General features: G+C 59.8%; 15 protein-coding genes. 4 read left to right on the forward strand and 11 right to left on the reverse strand.

The window, feature by feature from the left end; all coding sequences use genetic code 11:
* Positions 1 to 27: 27 nt before the first annotated feature.
* The 10 genes from AB5Y54_RS03835 to sdhC form a co-directional block, all read right to left on the reverse strand.
* Positions 28 to 1,170 carry an IS4 family transposase gene (locus AB5Y54_RS03835; RefSeq protein WP_053288703.1) on the reverse strand — a complete coding sequence of 381 codons (1,143 nt, stop codon included), beginning with the start codon at positions 1,168 to 1,170 and terminating at the stop codon, positions 28 to 30.
* 179 nt (positions 1,171 to 1,349) lie between these two features.
* Positions 1,350 to 2,300, reverse strand: a complete 951-nt coding sequence (locus tag AB5Y54_RS03840) for an IS1595-like element ISAeca5 family transposase (protein WP_042649575.1) — start codon at positions 2,298 to 2,300, stop codon at positions 1,350 to 1,352.
* Between the two features lie 368 nt (positions 2,301 to 2,668).
* On the reverse strand, positions 2,669 to 3,541 hold the full coding sequence (gene sucD / locus AB5Y54_RS03845; RefSeq protein ID WP_005300222.1) for a succinate--CoA ligase subunit alpha: 873 nt from the start codon (positions 3,539 to 3,541) through the stop codon (positions 2,669 to 2,671).
* A complete protein-coding gene (gene sucC, locus AB5Y54_RS03850; protein ID WP_005300220.1) occupies positions 3,541 to 4,707 on the reverse strand; it encodes an ADP-forming succinate--CoA ligase subunit beta in 1,167 nt (388 codons plus the stop codon). Before sucC ends, sucD begins: the two co-directional genes overlap by 1 nt.
* Before the next feature lie 106 nt (positions 4,708 to 4,813).
* Positions 4,814 to 6,007 (reverse strand): 2-oxoglutarate dehydrogenase complex dihydrolipoyllysine-residue succinyltransferase, encoded by a 1,194-nt coding sequence (gene odhB / locus AB5Y54_RS03855; RefSeq protein ID WP_042863770.1) that lies wholly within the window; start codon positions 6,005 to 6,007, stop codon positions 4,814 to 4,816.
* An 86-nt stretch (positions 6,008 to 6,093) separates the two neighbouring features.
* Complete coding sequence (gene sucA, locus AB5Y54_RS03860) at positions 6,094 to 8,904, reverse strand: 2-oxoglutarate dehydrogenase E1 component (protein ID WP_010674498.1); 2,811 nt, start codon at positions 8,902 to 8,904, stop codon at positions 6,094 to 6,096.
* Positions 8,905 to 9,018: 114 nt separating this feature from the next.
* The gene (locus AB5Y54_RS03865) at positions 9,019 to 9,735 is read right to left on the reverse strand and encodes a succinate dehydrogenase iron-sulfur subunit (protein ID WP_010674497.1); all 717 of its coding nucleotides are present in this window, start codon (positions 9,733 to 9,735) and stop codon (positions 9,019 to 9,021) included.
* Between the two features lie 17 nt (positions 9,736 to 9,752).
* On the reverse strand, positions 9,753 to 11,519 hold the full coding sequence (sdhA, locus tag AB5Y54_RS03870) for a succinate dehydrogenase flavoprotein subunit (protein ID WP_042015499.1): 1,767 nt from the start codon (positions 11,517 to 11,519) through the stop codon (positions 9,753 to 9,755).
* A gap of 1 nt (position 11,520) precedes the next feature.
* Positions 11,521 to 11,865: a succinate dehydrogenase, hydrophobic membrane anchor protein gene (sdhD, locus tag AB5Y54_RS03875; RefSeq protein ID WP_010674495.1), complete on the reverse strand. Its 345-nt coding sequence runs from the start codon at positions 11,863 to 11,865 to the stop codon at positions 11,521 to 11,523.
* A complete protein-coding gene (gene sdhC, locus AB5Y54_RS03880) occupies positions 11,859 to 12,248 on the reverse strand; it encodes a succinate dehydrogenase cytochrome b556 subunit (RefSeq protein WP_029314418.1) in 390 nt (129 codons plus the stop codon). The genes sdhD and sdhC overlap by 7 nt, the downstream gene beginning before the upstream one ends.
* Before the next feature lie 423 nt (positions 12,249 to 12,671).
* On the opposite strand from sdhC, the gene AB5Y54_RS03885 reads away from it, so the two are divergent.
* The 3 genes from AB5Y54_RS03885 (at position 12,672) to AB5Y54_RS03895 (ending at position 14,988) form a co-directional block, all read left to right on the forward strand.
* The gene (locus AB5Y54_RS03885; RefSeq protein ID WP_010674492.1) at positions 12,672 to 13,958 is read left to right on the forward strand and encodes a citrate synthase; all 1,287 of its coding nucleotides are present in this window, start codon (positions 12,672 to 12,674) and stop codon (positions 13,956 to 13,958) included.
* 93 nt (positions 13,959 to 14,051) lie between these two features.
* Complete coding sequence (locus AB5Y54_RS03890; RefSeq protein WP_042863768.1) at positions 14,052 to 14,366, forward strand: DUF4377 domain-containing protein; 315 nt, start codon at positions 14,052 to 14,054, stop codon at positions 14,364 to 14,366.
* A 97-nt stretch (positions 14,367 to 14,463) separates the two neighbouring features.
* Complete coding sequence (locus tag AB5Y54_RS03895; RefSeq protein WP_109112253.1) at positions 14,464 to 14,988, forward strand: GNAT family N-acetyltransferase; 525 nt, start codon at positions 14,464 to 14,466, stop codon at positions 14,986 to 14,988.
* Between the two features lie 83 nt (positions 14,989 to 15,071).
* On the opposite strand, the gene fabB is transcribed toward AB5Y54_RS03895, so the two are convergent.
* Positions 15,072 to 16,283, reverse strand: a complete 1,212-nt coding sequence (fabB, locus tag AB5Y54_RS03900; protein WP_029314417.1) for a beta-ketoacyl-ACP synthase I — start codon at positions 16,281 to 16,283, stop codon at positions 15,072 to 15,074.
* Between the two features lie 90 nt (positions 16,284 to 16,373).
* On the opposite strand from fabB, the gene mnmC reads away from it, so the two are divergent.
* Positions 16,374 to 18,389, forward strand: coding sequence for a bifunctional tRNA (5-methylaminomethyl-2-thiouridine)(34)-methyltransferase MnmD/FAD-dependent 5-carboxymethylaminomethyl-2-thiouridine(34) oxidoreductase MnmC (mnmC, locus tag AB5Y54_RS03905; RefSeq protein ID WP_180321341.1), 2,016 nt, complete (start codon positions 16,374 to 16,376; stop codon positions 18,387 to 18,389).
* Positions 18,390 to 18,436 lie beyond the last annotated feature (47 nt).

An 18,436-nucleotide genomic window follows, 5' to 3' on the forward strand; every position in this document is an offset into this window, starting at 1 on the left:
CTCAGAGATCCCCTCATTTTTAGAGACTCAAATAATTCCAAGTGTGCGGGTATATAAGCGGTGTTGCTTCAGGTAGTAGATAAATTTACCCATCAACAAGACCGCATTGGCTTCTTTCATTTTAGGCAGCAACTGGTAATAAATGACCCCTTGCCGAAAGAACGAATAGGTTCGGCTCTTGCTGGTATTGACCTTGATCGTTCTCTCTAGACCGACACTGTCTCCAGCCTTACCCAGCAGCGTCAGCAAGACGATGGCCAAGGCACTGAACAAAAACAGTCGGTCACGCCGGACCGGATTACTGATGTGCACATCTCCCATACCCATGCCGAATTTGTAATCTTTGATATCCCGAAAACTGGTCTCGATACCCCAGCGCTGGCCGTATAGTTGCAACGCCTTGGCGGCACTCAGATCGGTCCGGTTACTGGCCAGAAACCACGCGTCTTTCATGCCACTCTTGTGACAACAATAGACCCGCTCGACAGGCTGTCGTTGCCCAGTGAGCTCCACCTCCTTGAGGGTTCGGGTGCGCCCGGTCGGCGTTAGCCAGTCGCGGGCGGGAACCTGCTCTCCACCAGAGTAACCAACCAAAATATTTCCTTTAAATCTAATGATATAGGCAAAGCCTAGCTCTTGTTCCAGGCGCTCGAACAGCTCCATGTAACCAAACCCACGGTCAGCGACTACCGTCACGAAGATACCTTCTGGCAGGGTCTGCTTGAGTTTGGTGAGCAGCTCTTTCTCATGGGCATTGCGTTGCCCTTTGAGCAACGATTTTCGATGGGTTTTCCACAGCAGCGGAGTACTGCGGCCATGGTTGGTTTGCAGGCTGATAACCAAGGTGCTGTGATCATCGGCATCGAATTCGGTCCAGTCCATGGATACCACGATCTCGGTGCGTTCACCGACCACATAGGGAACCCAATCGTCAAAGAGGCTCCAGACGTTGAGCTTGGTGTTAGTGAGCAGGCGGTCCACCTGTTTCACCGCATGTTTGCGCTCGAGACCATTGGCCAAGGAGAGACCATTCCCGATGGCGTGGATGGCCAGCGAACCGGATTCGATAACCCCGAGGGTTGCATTGGCCAGGGAAAGAACACGCTTGGCATGCATGTCCTGTCCAAATATCTCGTTGATGTGGTTGAGGATTAGATCGTGGTTAAACATGGCGATTATCTGTCGGGTATTAGCTGGTCAAGGATGGCGATCATACCTCAGAAGCCGCGCCACGCCTCGCTCATACGAGGGGATGGTTAAGGTTTTTACCCAATGAAAATCAGTCGATAAGACAAACGTAACGATTTATCAGCTACGAGCAAATCTATATTTGTAAAATGTTTTCCTGATTACCCATGACCCTCAGCCAGCTTCAAGAGCCGATATGGCATCGGCGGGCTTGCCACGACTGCATGCCCCAATTCAACAAACATACTCTTGAGGTCAAAACGATGATTAAACCGGAAGCAGTATTCAGCAAGATGCCTTGGTAAATGCTTCGCTCCGAGCTTATGACAACTGCCCCGCAGCGAGTTCTTCACATTCCCTATCATCGTGTTTACCCAGTTGAATGCCGGATGATCCAGCAAATCAAGGTTGCCCCCGGTGACAACACCCAGGTGCTCACAATTGGCCTCCTTGACCGCTTTGAAACAGGCCAATCCATCGGATATCACCGCGCTACCACTAGCAAGATGCCGTTTTGCCCAATCAGCAATGACGTTGGTTTTGAAACCATCGACCACCGTCATCCGCATCTTGATTGGATGCCCTTCCTTGTTCAGGGCTACTGCTGCCACAAACGGCGTCTTGCCTGCCGCGCCGCGACCTCGTTTACCACCACGGCGCTCTCCACCCCAGTAGACATCATCGAGCTGAATGATGCCGCTGATGGGCTGCTTGTCATCGGACTCTTTCATGGCTTGCAGCAGCTTGTGCTTGAGCATCCAGGCGGTGTCATATTTGACGTCCAACTGGCGCTTTAGCTCCATCGCTGACAAGCCAGTTTTGGTCTGTGACAGCAGGTGCATCGCCAGAAACCACTTGGTCAGTGGGAGTTTGGTGTTTGCAAAAATCGTGTTTCCAGTCAATGACATCTGGTGACGGCAGTTATTGCATTGCAGCACGCGTGGCCGACTTTTCAGGCGACAGCAGGTCTTGTTGGCGCACTCAGGACAGATGAAACCGTTCGGAAAACGCCAAGCGAGCAGCGCGTTTTCGCACTGCGCTTCAGTGCCATAGTCCTTGAAAAAATCAAACAGGCTGTAGCCTTTCTGGAATTGGACTTTGCTTTTGGCCATGATCTCGCACCTCAGTAACTGTACGTAAGATCAGTATAGCTCGTGGTGACTGCTAATCATGGGTAATCAGGAATGTTTTTGTAACTGATGACTTGGAAATCCTGTGGCATACTATTGTTTCCCGAATGTCATAATACGTTTCACTATTCTAAGGAAGGTGCGAATAAGTCATATGGCACGAGAGCATTTACTGGTAACCCATTGATATTAAATGACTAAAATTTTCATTTTTTGTTCGTGGGATACTTGTTCGCACTTTCCCTAGAGTAACGAAGACACTTACAGATAATTTTCAACAAGTCAAAGATATCCATAAAAAAGCCGCCCATTGGGCGGCATTTTTATCAGAGATAACTGGCTTGAAGGAATTACCAGCCGGTCACTTCACGCAGGGCCTTGCCGATATCGGCCAAGGAGCGCACGGTTTTCACGCCGGCATCTTCCAGGGCGGCAAATTTCTCGGCCGCGGTGCCTTTACCACCGGCGATGATGGCGCCCGCATGACCCATGCGCTTGCCAGCCGGTGCGGTGACACCCGCGATGTAGGAGACCACCGGCTTGGTGACGTGGGCCTTGATGTAGGCAGCCGCGTCCTCTTCGGCGTTGCCGCCGATCTCGCCGATCATCACGATGGCTTCGGTCTGCGGGTCATTCTGGAACATCTCGAGGATGTCGATAAAGTTGGAGCCCGGGATGGGGTCGCCACCGATACCGACGCAGGTGGACTGGCCGAAGCCCTCGTCCGTGGTCTGCTTGACCGCTTCGTAGGTCAGAGTGCCGGAGCGGGAGACGATGCCCACCTTGCCCGGCTTGTGGATGTGGCCCGGCATGATGCCAATCTTGCACTCACCCGGGGTGATGACACCCGGGCAGTTGGGGCCGATCATCCGCACGCCGGTTTCCTGCAGCTTCACCTTGACGTCCAGCATGTCCAGGGTCGGGATGCCTTCGGTGATGGTGACAATCAGCTTGATGCCGGCATCGATGGCTTCCAGGATGGCGTCCTTACAGAACGGCGCCGGCACATAGATGACGGAGGCAGTGGCGCCGGTGGCTTCCACGGCGTCACGGACGGTGTTGAACACCGGCAGGCCCAGGTGGGTGGTGCCACCCTTGCCCGGGGACACGCCACCAACCATCTGGGTACCGTAGGCAATGGCCTGTTCGGAGTGGAAGGTACCCTGACCGCCGGTAAAGCCCTGGCAGATCACCTTGGTGTCTTTGTTGATCAGAACGCTCATTATTTGGCCTCCGCTGCTTTTACCACTTGCTGAGCTGCGTCAGTCAGACTCGTTGCGGCGATGATATTGAGGCCGCTGTCGGCCAGTTTACGGGCACCCAGTTCGGCGTTGTTGCCTTCCAGACGCACCACCACGGGCACTTTCACACCCACTTCCTTGACGGCGCCGATGATGCCTTCCGCGATCATGTCGCAGCGCACGATGCCACCGAAGATGTTGACCAGCACGGCTTGTACCTTGCTGTCGGAGAGGATGATCTTGAAGGCCTCGGTCACGCGCTCCTTGGTGGCGCCGCCGCCGACGTCCAGGAAGTTGGCCGGGGAACCGCCGTGCAGGTTGACGATGTCCATGGTGCCCATGGCCAGGCCCGCGCCGTTGACCATGCAGCCGATGTTGCCATCGAGGGCCACATAGTTCAGCTCCCACTGGGCGGCGTGCGCTTCGCGGGGGTCATCCTGGGACGGATCGTGCATCTCGCGCAGTTTGGGCTGACGGTACAGGGCGTTGGCGTCGATGTTGATCTTGCCGTCCAGGCAGTGCAGGTTGCCCTTGTCGGTGATGACCAGGGGGTTGATCTCCAGCAGGGCGAAGTCGCAGTCCAGGAACATCTGGCCCAGGCCCATGAAGATCTTGGTGAACTGCTTGATCTGATCGCCGACCAGACCCAGCTTGAAGGCCAGCTCGCGGGCCTGATAAGGCTGCGGGCCTACCAGGGGATCGATGGCAGCCTTGTGAATGAGTTCCGGGGTTTCGTGGGCGACTTTCTCAATCTCCACACCACCTTCGGTGGAAGCCATGAAGACCACGCGGCGAGAGCCACGGTCGACCACGGCGCCCAGGTACAGTTCCTTGGCGATGTCGGTGCAGGACTCCACCAGGATCTTGGTAACCGGCTGACCATTGGCGTCAGTCTGATAGGTCACCAGGTTCTTGCCGAGCCAGTTCTGGGCAAAGGCGCGGATCTCGTCCTTGCTCTTGGCCAGCTTGACGCCGCCCGCTTTACCGCGGCCACCGGCGTGGACCTGGCATTTGACGACCCAGGTGTTGCCGCCAATCTTGTCGGCCGCTTCGGCCGCTTCCTGCGGGGTAGCACAGGCATAACCTTCGGAGACCGGCAGGCCATACTCGGCAAACAGCTGTTTTGCCTGATATTCATGCAGATTCATAGATGCTCTATCCGTGTTGTAGGTATTTCCGTCCGGGGCTCGTGTTTCTCAATCCCCTGTGAATGGGGGCCTGGGCGGCCCCTCGTTATCTTTCAGTCACGCTTGCTCAGACATCCAGCAGCAGACGGGTCGGGTCTTCCAGGAGCTCCTTGATGGAGACCAGGAAGCCCACGGACTCGCGGCCGTCGATGATGCGGTGATCGTAGGAGAGCGCCAGGTACATCATCGGCAGGATCTCGACCTTGCCGTCGACGGCCATGGGGCGGTCCTGGATCTTGTGCATGCCCAGAATGGCGCTCTGGGGCGGGTTGATGATGGGGGTGGACATCAGGGAGCCGAACACGCCACCGTTGGTGATGGTGAAGTTGCCGCCAGTCAGTTCATCCACGGTCAGCTTGCCGTCACGGCCCTTGCCGGCCAGGTCTTTGATGGCCTTCTCGATGTCCGCCAGGCTCATGTTGTCGCAGTCGCGCAGCACCGGGGTCACCAGACCACGGGGGGTGGAGACGGCGATGCTGACATCGAAGTAGTTGTGGTAGACGATGTCGTCACCGTCCAGCGCTGCGTTCACTTCCGGGTAGCGCTTGAGGGATTCGACCACGGCCTTCACATAGAAGGACATGAAGCCGAGCTTGATACCGTGCTTCTTCTCGAAGATCTCGCCGTACTGCTTGCGCAGCTTCATGATGGGCGCCATGTTGATCTCGTTGAAAGTGGTCAGCATGGCGGTGGTGTTCTTGGCCTCCAGCAGACGCTCGGCGATGCGCTTGCGCAGACGGGTCATGGGCACGCGCTTCTCGGTGCGACCAGCCAGCGGCGCAACCGGTGCGGCAGCCACGGGAGCGGCAGCAGTCGGTGCAGCCACCGGAGCCTTGCCCAGATTCTTGATGAAGGCTTCCACGTCTTCCTTGGTGACACGACCACCCTTGCCGGTGCCGGTCAGCTTGGCGACGTCGATGTCGTGCTCGGCCACCATGCGGCGCACGGAAGGGCTCAGGCCATCGGCAGCGTCATCGGCCACGGCTTCCACCGGCTTCTCGCTGGTCGCTTCACCGGCAACGGGGGCCGGCTTGAGCATGGCGATCAGCTGGCGGGAGAGCACGGTCGCCCCTTCGCTCTGCAGGATGTCGCCCAGTACGCCGGCTTCCGGCGCGGGCACTTCCAGCACGACTTTATCGGTTTCGATGTCAACCAGCACTTCGTCACGGGCAACCAGATCACCCGGTTTCTTGTGCCAGGTCGCGATGGTGGCATCCGCCACTGATTCCGGCAGGTCCGGTACCTTGATCTCGATAGTCATGTAATCAGTTCCTTGTTACTTCTTGGCCAGCAGGCTTGTTCCAGGTCAGAGAGGGTCCCGACACGGGCCCTCTCATCCACAACTCGTTATTCCAGGGTAAGGGCGTCTTCCACCAGGGCTTTTTGCTGCTTGGCGTGGACGGACATGTAACCGACGGCCGGTGAGGCCGACGCCGGGCGACCGGCATAACGCAGACGGGCATGGCTTGGCAGCACGCTGTCGTAGTGATGACGGGTGCTGTACCAGGCGCCCTGGTTCTGCGGCTCTTCCTGACACCAGACGAAGTCGGTGACATGGCTGTAATCGGCCAGGATGGCGCGCACTTCCTCTTCCGGGAAGGGGTAGAGCTGCTCGATCCGTACCAGGGCCACGTCCTGCTGCTCGGCCTTGCGACGGGCATCGAGCAGGTCGTAGTAGACCTTGCCGGAGCAGAAGACCACGCGCTTGACGCCTTTGGGATCCAGCGCATCGATCTCGCCGATGGCGTTCTGGAAGGTGCCCTCTGCCAGCTCTTCGAGCTTGCTCACCGCCAGCGGGTGGCGCAGCAGGGATTTGGGCGTCATCACGATGAGCGGACGGCGCATGGGGCGCACTACCTGACGACGCAGCATGTGGAACACCTGCGCCGGGGTGGAGGGCACGCACACCTGCATGTTGTGCTGGGCGCACATCTGCAGGTAACGCTCCAGACGGGCGGAGGAGTGCTCCGGGCCCTGACCCTCGTAACCGTGCGGCAGCAGCATGGTCAGGCCGCACATCCGGCCCCACTTCTGCTCGCCGGAGGAGAGGAACTGATCCACCACCACCTGGGCGCAGTTGGCGAAGTCACCGAACTGGGCTTCCCAGATGGTGAGACCGGCCGGCTCTGCGCTGGCGTAGCCATACTCGAACGCCAGGACCGCGTTCTCGGTCAGCACGGAGTCATAGACTTCAAACGGGCCCTGCTCGTCGTGCAAGTTGCACAGCGGGGTGTAGGTGCTGGCATCGGTCTGGCTGTGCAGCACGGCGTGGCGATGGAAGAAGGTACCGCGGCCGGAGTCTTCCCCGGTGAAGCGAATGCGGGATCCCTTGTCCACCAGGGTGGCGTAGGCCAGGGTCTCGGCAAAGCCCCAGTCCACCAGCTTCTCACCGGCGGCCATCAGGCGACGGTCTTCGTAGATCTTCTCGACCTGGCGTTGCAGCACATGGGTGGCCGGGTACTGGCTGATGCGCTCACCCAGGGCCTTCAGGTGATCCATGGGCACAGTGCTGTCATAGGCCATGGCCCAGTCGTGACCCAGATACGGCGTCCAGTCCACGGAGTGCAGCTCCATGGGGCGCCACTCCTTGCTCACCCGCTCGCCCCGATCCAGGGTGTCGCGATAGTCGTTGACTAGCGTGGTGGCCAGCTCCGGCGCGATGGCTCCTTCGGCGATCAGCTGATCGGCGTAGATCTTGCGCGGGGTCGGGTGCTGCTTGATCTTCTGGTACATCAGGGGCTGGGTCGCGCTCGGCTCGTCAGCCTCGTTGTGGCCGTGACGACGGTAGCAGACCAGCTCGATCACCACGTCGCGCTTGAAGGTGTTGCGGTAATCCAGGGCAATCTGGGTCACCAGCACCACGGCTTCCGGGTCATCCCCGTTGACGTGCAGCACAGGGGCCTGCACCGCCTTGGCGATGTCGGTGCAATATTCGGTGGAGCGCAGGTCACGGATATAGGAGGTGGTGAAGCCCACCTGGTTGTTGATGACGATGCGCACCGTGCCGCCCACTCCATAGGCACGGGTCTGGGACATGTTGAAGGTCTCGGCAACGACCCCCTGCCCCGCGATAGCGGAGTCACCGTGTATGGTGATGGGCAGGACACTGGAGCCGTCCTTGTCACCGCGGCGGTCCATACGGGCACGCACGGAGCCGATGACCACGGGGTTGACGATCTCGAGGTGCGACGGGTTGAACGCCAGCGCCAGGTGGACGTTGCCGCCCGGGGTGGCGAAGTCGGAGGAGAAGCCCATGTGGTACTTCACGTCCCCTGTGCCCCAGGATTCGCCGTGCTTGCCGGCGAACTCGTCGAACAGGTCCTGGGCGCGCTTGCCCAGTACGTTGATGAGCACGTTGAGGCGACCGCGGTGGGCCATACCGATGACGGCTTCCTTGCAACCCTGCTCACCGGCGCGGCGGATCAACTCTTTGAGCATGGGCACCATGGCATCGCCCCCTTCCAGGGAGAAACGCTTGGCCCCCGGGAACTTGGCACCCAGGTATTTTTCCAGCCCTTCGGCGGCGGTCAGGCTCTCGAGGAAGCGGGTCTTCTCTTCGAGGGTATAGTTGCCCTTCCCTTCGATGGATTCCAGCCTGTCTTGCAGCCAGCGCTTCTCCTCGGTGGAGGTGAGGTGCATGTAGTCGGCGCCGATGCTGCCGCAATAGGTCTTCTTGAGCGAGGCATACAGATCGGAGAGCACCATGGTCTCGCGACCGATGGCGTAGGAGCCCACATTGAAGGTGGCCTCCATGTCTGCACCTTGCAGATTGTGGAAGGCCGGGTCCAGCTCGGCGACCGGCTCGCGCTGCCACAGACCCAGGGGGTCCAGGTTGGCGTTCTGGTGACCGCGGAAACGGAAGGCGTTGATCAGTTGCAGTACGCGAACCTGTTTGGCATCCACCTGGGGATCGGAGACGGGAGCGCTGTAACGGGAGGAGTCCTTGGCCAGGCGGCGGAAATAGTCGCGAACCTGGGAGTGGGGTTGTTCTACTGCATGTCCGTTGACCTGGGGCAGCGACTGGAACAGGCTGCGCCATTCGTCGGCAACGGAGTCGGGGTTTTCCAGGAAGGATTCGTACAAATCCTCAATGTAGCTTGCATTCGCACCAGCCAGGTGAGATGACTCCAACCAGGCCTTCATCACGCCGTTATGCATTTCTATCCCTTGTACATCTTGTTCGCTGCACTGCAGCTTGTAGGGTCATAGCCATCCCGGGGCGGGATGGCTATCCAGAGGTCGGGCCCGGCGCAAGGCGCCCTGGCCCCGATACTACACGGCCCGGTTGAGCAACATCGACTTGATCTGACCGATGGCCTTGGTCGGGTTCAAGCCCTTGGGACAGACGTTCACGCAGTTCATGATGCCGTGGCAGCGGAACACGCTGAAGGCGTCATCCAGGTTGCCCAGTCGCTCACTGGCCGCAGTGTCGCGGCTGTCCGCCAGCCAGCGATAGGCGGCGAGCAGGCCGGCCGGACCGATGAACTTGTCCGGGTTCCACCAGAAGGAGGGGCAAGAGGTGGAGCAGCAGGCACAGAGTATGCACTCGTACAGGCCATCCAGCTTGGCGCGCTCTTCGGGGGATTGCAGGTGCTCACGCACGGGCGGCAGTTTTTCGTCGTTGATGAGGAAGGGTTTGACCTTCTCCCACTGGGTGTAGAACTGGGTCATGTCGATCACCAGATCCCGGATCACCGGCAGACCGGGCAAGGGCCGAATGACGACCTTGCTGCCCTTCTTCAAGAGATCGGAGAGCGGCGTGATGCAGGCCAGACCGTTCTTGCCATTCATGTTGAGACCGTCAGATCCACAGACCCCTTCGCGGCAGGAGCGGCGGAAGGCGAGCGTGGGATCCAGCTCCTTGAGCTGGATCAGTGCGTCGAGCACCATCATGTCGGAACCTTCAGGAATATCAAGACGATAATCCTTCATATACGGGACGTTATCAACGTCCGGATTGTATCTGTAGACAGAGAATGTGACGTTCATTGTGCTTGGCTCCGCAATCAGTAAGTCCGGACCTTGGGCGGGAACGCCTCACGGGTCTTGGGTGACATGTTGACAGCGCGACGGGTCATGGACTCGGTGTCCGGATGATAGAGGCTGTGGCACAGCCAGCTCTCATCGTCACGCTCCGGGAAGTCGAAGCGGCTGTGGGCGCCACGACTCTCGGTACGGAAGTTCGCTGCCACCGCGGTGGCATAGGCGGTCTCCATCAGGTTGTCCAGCTCCAGGCACTCGATGCGCTGGGTATTGAACTCCTTGGAGGTGTCGTCCAGACGGGCGTTCTTGAGACGCTCGCGGATGAGTTTCAGCTCGGCCAGCCCTTCTGCCATGGCATCCCCTTCCCGGAACACGGAGAAGTTGTTCTGCATGCAGCGCTGCAGATCCTTGCGGATCTGGGCCGGGTCTTCCCCGTCACGGTTGTTTTCCCAGCGGTTGAAGCGCTCCAGCGCCTTGGCGATGTCGGCGTCGGTGGCTTCCGCGCCGTGCTCCATCGAGCCAAGGGTCTCCACCAGGTGCATGCCGGCAGCACGACCGAACACCACCAGATCCAGCAGCGAGTTGCCGCCCAGACGGTTGGCACCGTGCACGGAGACGCAGGCGATCTCGCCCACCGCGAACAGACCGACCACCGGCACGTCGTTGCCATCTTTGTCCTGGGTCAGGCACTGGCCGTTCACGCTGGTCGGCACGCCGCCCATCATGTAGTGGCAGGTCGGAATGATGGGGATGGGCTCTTTGACCGGATCCACGTGTGCGAAGGTGCGAGAGAGCTCGCAGATACCCGGCAGACGGGATTCCAGTACCTCTTTGCCGAGGTGATCCAGCTTGAGCTTGATGTGCGGGCCCCAGGGACCGTCGCAGCCACGGCCTTCGCGGATCTCGATCATGATGGAACGGGCCACCACGTCGCGACCGGCCAGGTCCTTAGCGTTTGGCGCATAACGCTCCATGAAGCGCTCGCCGTCCTTGTTCAGCAGGTAGCCGCCTTCACCACGGCAACCTTCGGTCACCAGTACCCCTGCCCCGGCGATACCGGTGGGGTGGAACTGCCAGAACTCCATGTCCTGCACGCCGACCCCGGCGCGCAGCGCCATGCCGACGCCGTCACCGGTGTTGATGTGTGCGTTGGTGGTGGACTGGTAGATGCGACCGGCGCCGCCGGTGGCGAGCACGGTGGCCTTGGCCTTGAAGTAGACGACCTCGCCGCTCTCCATGTCGATGGCGGTACAGCCGACGATATGACCATCCTGGTTCTTCACCAGATCCAGGGCATACCACTCGGAGAAGACGGTGGTCTTGTTCTTGACGTTTTGTTGATACAAGGTGTGCAGCAGGGCGTGACCAGTACGGTCGGCTGCCGCCGCAGTGCGGGCAGCCTGCTCGCCGCCGAAGTTTTTGGACTGACCGCCGAACGGACGCTGGTAGACGGTACCGTTGTCAAAGCGGGAGAAAGGCAAGCCCATGTTCTCCAGCTCATAGATGGCCTCGGGGCCGGTCTTGCACATGTATTCGATGGCTTCCTGATCACCGATATAATCGGAGCCCTTGACGGTGTCATACATGTGCCACTGCCAGTTGTCGTCGTGGGCATTGCCCAGGGCGACCGTGATCCCGCCCTGGGCGGAGACCGTGTGGGAACGGGTCGGGAAAACCTTGGATAACAGGGCGCAGCTCTTGCCGGACTGGGCAATCTGCAGCGCGGCGCGCATACCGGCGCCACCGGCACCGATCACGACCGCATCAAATTCACGAGTTGGAATAGTCACCTTACACACCCCACAGCACGACGAAACCAGTCATCACATAGACAAACAGCACCACCACCAGCACAAACTGCAGCGCACCGCGCAGTCCGACCGGCTTGATATAGTCGGTCAGCACCTGCCATAGACCGATCCAGGCGTGGATCAAGACGCATACGAGCGTCAGCAGGGTGAAGACCTTGGTGAAGGTGTTGGAGAAGAAGCCGGTCCACACCTCGTAGGTGATGTCGTTGAACGCGACAAAGCCAACCAGATAGAGGACGTAGCACGTCATGATGAGGGCGGTGGCGCGGATCAGGATGTAATCATGAACACCGCTGCGCCCGAAAGTTGCAGAATTGGTTACCATACCAGTACCCCCGCCAATACCGCCAAAACCGCGGTGATCACGAAGGCCACACGGGCACTCTGATTACCGGATTCCAGCTCTTCCCAATAGCCCATGTCCATGACCAGGTGCCGCAGACCGCCCACGATGTGGTAAGCCAGCGCGGTCAGGATCCCCCACAGCACGAACTTGACCAGGAAGTTGTCCATGATGGCAACGACCGATTCAAATCCTTCGGGAGAGGCGAGTGAAGTACCAAGCATCCACAGCAAGATGGCCAATGCCACAAAGGTGATGACCCCTGAGACACGATGCAAGATGGAAGCGATGGCGGTGACAGGAAAGCTGATCGTCTGTAGGTCGAGGTTTACAGGTCTCTGTTTGTTTTTCACGGCTTTGCCCACTCAGCTCCATTGAGCACGTTAGTTATTGTTTTCACACGCTTTGAGGGCGAGGAGTGGCATTTGTTAGGTTTTTGTTACCAAAACAACTCAGGAAAGCCAAAAATAACATTTTCGATATCACATCTGGCTTTGCGAAAGCGTTTCAAACACCGACGACCATCACCCACGTGGCGCAGTATATCGGCGGCCTTAACCAATGACAATCAAATAGCTACACAGAAAATCCAAAACCGTAAACCAGATCTCACAACAGCTTTAACAATTCATTAATGATCATCCAGCAAAATTGACAAAGACATGGTTCTCTGGTTCAAATAAGGCGCTCCAGCCGCCGTGGTACGGGTAAGAACCTTTGCCAGCGTCATAACAGTCGTAATAAAGTAGGGCTGGAACCAAATTATAAAAGAGCAAAGGAGACGTGCTATGGCTGATAAGATAGCCACCCTACATCTGCCCGGAAAAGAGCCGGTTGAACTGCCGATCCTCTCCGGTACCGTTGGACCCGATGTGATCGATGTCAGAAAGCTGGGCACGCAAGGATATTTCACCTTCGACCCCGGCTTCATGGCCACCGGTTCTTGCAAATCTTCCATCACCTACATCGATGGCGACCAGGGTGTCTTGCTGCACCGCGGTTACCCCATCGCCCAGTTGGCCACCCAGGCCAGCTACCTCGAAGTCTGCTACATCCTGCTGTACGGCGAGGCCCCCACCAAGACCCAATATGCGGAATTTGAACGTCTGGTCACCCGCCACACCATGGTGCACGAGCAGATCGCCTTCTTCTTCCGCGGCTTCCGCCGCGACGCCCACCCCATGGCCGTCATGTGCGGCGTGGTCAGCGCGCTGTCCGCCTTCTATCACGACGCCCTCGACATCAACAACGAGGAGCATCGCGAGATCTGTGCCTTCCGTCTGCTCTCCAAGATGCCGACCCTGGCCGCCATGTGTTACAAGTACTCCATCGGCCAGCCCTTCATGCAGCCGCGCAACGCCCTCTCCTATGCAGGCAACTTCCTGCACATGATGTTTGGCGTGCCGACCGAAGAGTACAAGGTCAACCCCATCGTCGAGCGCGCCATGGACCGCATCTTCACCCTGCATGCGGACCATGAGCAAAACGCCTCCACCTCCACCGTGCGTCTGGCCGGCTCTTCCGGTGCCAACCCGTTTGCCTGTATCGCCGCGGGGATCGCCTCCCTGTGGGGCCCGGCCCACGGCGGTGCCAACGAAGCCTGCCTCAAGATGCTCGAAGAGATTGGCTCCGTGGATCGCATCCCCGAGTACATCGGCCGCGCCAAGGACAAGAACGATCCGTTCCGTCTGATGGGCTTCGGTCACCGGGTCTACAAGAACCACGATCCCCGTGCCACCGTGATGCGTGAAACCTGCCACGAGGTGCTTACCGAGCTGCAGATCAAGGATCCGCTGCTGGACGTGGCCATGGAGCTGGAACGCATCGCGCTGTCCGACCCCTACTTCATCGAGAAGAAGCTCTACCCGAACGTGGACTTCTACTCCGGCATCATCATGAAGGCCATCGGTATCCCCATGTCCATGTTCACCGTGATCTTCGCCATCTCCCGTACCATCGGCTGGATTGCCCACTGGAACGAGATGCACTCAGACCCGGATCAGAAGATCGGCCGTCCCCGTCAGCTCTACACCGGTCAGCCCCTGCGCGAGTTCGTGCCCCTCGACCAGCGCTGAGCCCGATCTGTCATGGTTTGTTACAAAGGCGGTCATTGACCGCCTTTTCTTTTGCAGGTTTAATCGCGCCCTTTTACGCCAAGGACACTCATCATGAAATCTCCCCTGCTCCTCAGCTCCGCCCTCCTGCTCAGCGCCTGCCAGAGCGCCCCGACCACCGAAACCCTCTATATCCAGGACAAACTGGCAGACTGCGTCGGTGTCGCCCCCATGAAGTGCATGCAGGTGCGCAGTCAGCCGGGAGAGAACTGGAGCCTCTTCTATCAGCAGATCGAAGGCTTCACCTTTGAACCGGGCTTTCGCTATCAACTGGAAGTGAGCAAGGAGCAACTTGCCGATGTGCCGGCCGATGCCCCTTCCTTGCGCTACCAGCTGATCAAGGTCGTGAGCAAGGAGCCGGTTCGCTGACGAGTCGCTGACAGGTAACCCGGTTTCGTTTGTGTGCTCTCTGGGGTATGCTGTCACCCCTTTTTGCCACGGTTTGAGTACGGACCCGACCCGCATCATGATCACCATCCGCACCATCCGCACGCCAGACTGGCCCGCCATCATGGCCATCCAGCACGAGTGTTATCACCAGTTCGAACCCGAGCCCCTCGAGGTGATGCAGAACAAGACCGAGCTGGCCCCCGCCTGCTGCTGGGTGGCCGAGCGTCAGGGCAAGGTGCTGGGTTACCTGCTCTGCCACCCCTGGCGTGCCCACCAGCCCCCGCCCCTCTCGGTGCCGATGAAGGCGCTGGCCGGCCACGACGAGTTCTATCTGCACGATCTCGCTGTCTCGAGCAAGGCACGCGGCCTGGGTATCGGACAGCGACTGCTGGCAAGGGCGCTCGCTTTCGCGAGCCATGCAGGATATCGCCATGCAGGCCTGGTGGCGGTTCAGGATGCCCCCGCCTTCTGGCGCAAGCAGGGGTTTGTGCCCGCCGACACCGGCAAATCGCTGGTGGAGTATGGTGACGGGGCTGTCTATATGCGGTTGCCCCTGGCAGACAGCGGACCCAAACCGGGAACCATCAGCAGAGTTCAATAAAAAGAATTCAATAAAAAGAGTTCAATAAAAAAGGCGCCTTTCGGCGCCTTTTTCTATTCCGCGTTGTGCTCCCGACGGGGAGATCAAGCCTTGAACTTGCTGAACACCAGAGAGGCGTTGGTCCCGCCAAAGCCGAAGCTGTTGGACATGACGGTATTGAGGTCGGCCGCTTCGTATTCACGCACGATGGGCAGGCCCACGGCTTTCTCGTCCAGATTCTCGATGTTGATGCTGGGGGCGATGAAGCCGTGTTCCATCATCAGCAGGGAGTAGACGGCCTCGTGCACGCCGGCGGCGCCCAGGGCATGGCCGGTCATCGCCTTGGTGGCGGAGAGCTTGGGGGCATTGCTGCCAAACAGGGTCTGAATGGCTTCCAGCTCCTTGGTGTCACCAACCGGAGTAGAGGTACCGTGAGTGTTGATGTAGTCCACCTTGCCGACACCCTGCATCGCCATCTTCATGCAACGCACGGCGCCTTCACCGCTCGGGGCCACCATGTCGTAGCCGTCGGAGGTCGCACCGTAACCGGTGATTTCGGCGTAGATGTGGGCACCACGGGCCAGGGCGTGTTCCAGCTCCTCGACCACCAGAATGCCGCCACCACCGGAGATGACGAAGCCGTCGCGGTCCGCATCATAGGTGCGGGACGCTTTTTCCGGGTTGTCGTTGTACTTGGTGGAGAGCGCGCCCATGGCGTCGAACTGGATGGTGGAAGACCAGTCCAGCTCCTCGCCGCCACCGGCAAAGATGATGTCCTGCTTGCCAAGCTGGATCAGTTCCAGGGCGTGACCGATGCAATGGGCAGAGGTCGCACAGGCGGAGCTGATGGTGTAGTTGACACCTTTTATCTTGAACGGGGTGGCAAGACAGGCGGAGGTGGTGGAGGACATGGTACGCGGCACCATGTAGGGACCCACCCGCTTGACGCCCTTTTCACGGGCGATATCGGCAGACTCGGAGGTGTTCTTGCCGGAGGCGCCGCCGGAACCGGTCACGATGCCGGTACGCTCGTTGGAGACCATCTCTTCCGGCAGGCCGGCATCTTCGATGGCCTGCTGCATGGAGAGGTAGGCGTAGGCCGCAGCGTCACCCATGAAACGCATGACTTTACGGTCGATCAGTTCAGACGGATCGAGTTTGATGTTACCCCAGACACGGCTGCGCAGGTTGTACTGCTCGAACTGCTCGGAATAGGTGATGCCGGATTTGCCTGCTTTCAGGGAGGCCAGCACCTCTTCCTTGTTGTTGCCGATACTGGAGATGACGCCGATACCGGTGATCACTGCTCTTCTCATTAATTCATCTCGTCTGGAAAAACTGGCACCGAGTCTACCCGCTTTCGGCTGCCAAACTGGTCTGCTTTCACGTAGAATGCCCGCGATTTTGTGACGCGAGCCGAGGAAAACGTGAGTCAAACATCCTTACATCATGCCCGATTGGACTGGAACGAAGCGGGAACTCCAGTCTCCAGTGAGTTCGGGGATGTGTACTTTTCCAATGATAACGGTCTAAGTGAAACCCGCTACGTCTTTTTGCAGCAAAATCGACTGCCAGAGCGATTTTCGCACCACGATAGTGACAGTTTCGTGATTGGTGAAACAGGTTTCGGTACAGGACTTAACTTTCTGGCCACAATGGCCGCCTTTCTGGAACAGGCCCCCCTGTCCGGCAACGGATCCCGGCTGCACTTCATCAGCGTCGAGAAATACCCCCTTACCCAGGCCGATCTGCGCAAGGCCCTGGCCGCCTGGCCCGAGCTCTCCCACCTGAGCCAGGACCTGATTGACCAGTGGCCGCTGCCGGTCTCCGGCTGCCATCGCCTGCTCTTTGCCGATGGCCGCATCCGCCTCGATCTCTGGTTTGGCGACATCAAGGAGATGCTGCCCCAGGTGCCCCATCCGGCAACTGGTCTGGTGGACGCCTGGTATCTGGACGGTTTCTCCCCTGCCAAGAACCCAGAGATGTGGACCCAGGATCTCTTCGACGATCTCGCTCGCCTCGCCCGCCCCGATGCCACCCTCTCGACCTTTACCTGCGCCGGTTTCGTGCGACGGGGGCTGATTGCCGCCGGCTTTGCCATGAAGAAGGTGAAGGGCCACGGCAGCAAGCGGGAGATGCTGGCGGGTGTTCGGGAAGGCAAAGTGCCGCAGCAGAGCATCGCCCCCTGGTATGCCCGCCCCGCAGGGCGGGAGGGAGAGGTGCTCATCATCGGTGGCGGCATCGCTTCCGCCATGACGGCGCTCTCTCTGGTGGAGCGGGGTCGGCACGTCACCTTGCTGTGCGAAGACGGCGAACCGGCCAGCGGCGCTTCCGGCAATCGACAAGGAGCCCTCTACCCCCTGCTCAACGGCGAGCACGATGCCCTGTCGCGCTTCTATTCGCTGGCCTTCGGCTTTGCCAGAAACCGGCTGCTGGCTTTGGCAAAGCACCACCCCGTCGCCTTCTCGCTGTGTGGCGTCACCCAACTCGGCTACGACGACAAATCCGCCGCCAAGCTTGCCAAGATGAGCCAGGGCCCCTTCCCCCCTGAGCTGATGCACCCACTCTCGGCAGCGGAGGTTGAGCAGGTGGTCGGCCTGCCCTGCGATGCGGATGGTGTGAGCTATCCCCTGGGGGGCTGGCTCTGTCCGGCGGATCTCACCCGCGCCGCCATCAGGGAGGCGCAGGCCAGCGGGCGGCTGGAGGTGGAGTTCAATGCCGCTGTAACCCACATTGCCGAAGAGGTCGATGGCTGGCACCTGGAGAGCCGGGATGGCCGCCAGTGGCACGCCCCCAATCTGGTGGTGGCAGCCGGGCATCAGTTGCCAGCCCTTCTCCCCTTTGCCGAGCTGCCCCTCTATCCGGTGCGCGGCCAGGTGAGCCATGTGCCGACCACGGCTGGCTTGAGCCAGCTCAAGACCGTGCTCTGCTACGATGGCTACCTCACCCCGGCCCACAACGGCGCGCACTGTATCGGGGCCAGCTATGGCCGCAACCAGACCGACCTTGCCTACCGCGCCGACGAGCAGGAGCAGAACAGGGCACGGCTGCAAGCCTGTGTGCCCCAGCAGCGCTGGCCCGCCGAGGTGGATGTGAGCGGCGCTCAGGCCCGCGTCGGGGTGCGCTGCGCCAGCCGGGATCACCTGCCGGTCGCCGGACCCGTCGCCCGGTTGACGGCGCTGGCGGATCATGACGTCAACGCCCCCGCGGATCAGCAGAGCGCGCTGCCCCTGCACGCCGGCCTCTACGTGCTGGGGGCGCTCGGCTCCCGAGGTCTGTGCTCGGCGCCCCTGTGCGGCGAGCTGGTCGCCAGCGAGATCTGCGGCGATCCCCTGCCGCTGGCCTCCGATCTGCTGGAGGCGATCCATCCCGCCCGCTACTGGGTGCGAAGACTGCGCAAGGGCAAGCCACTGCGCGACTAACTCCCCAGGAGCCGGGGCTGCCCGCCTCCACACCATTTGGCGCACCA

Origin of the sequence: Aeromonas sp. s9, assembly GCF_040907765.1 — a bacterium.
In the GTDB taxonomy this organism is placed as follows: Bacteria; Pseudomonadota; Gammaproteobacteria; order Enterobacterales; family Aeromonadaceae; genus Aeromonas; species Aeromonas caviae.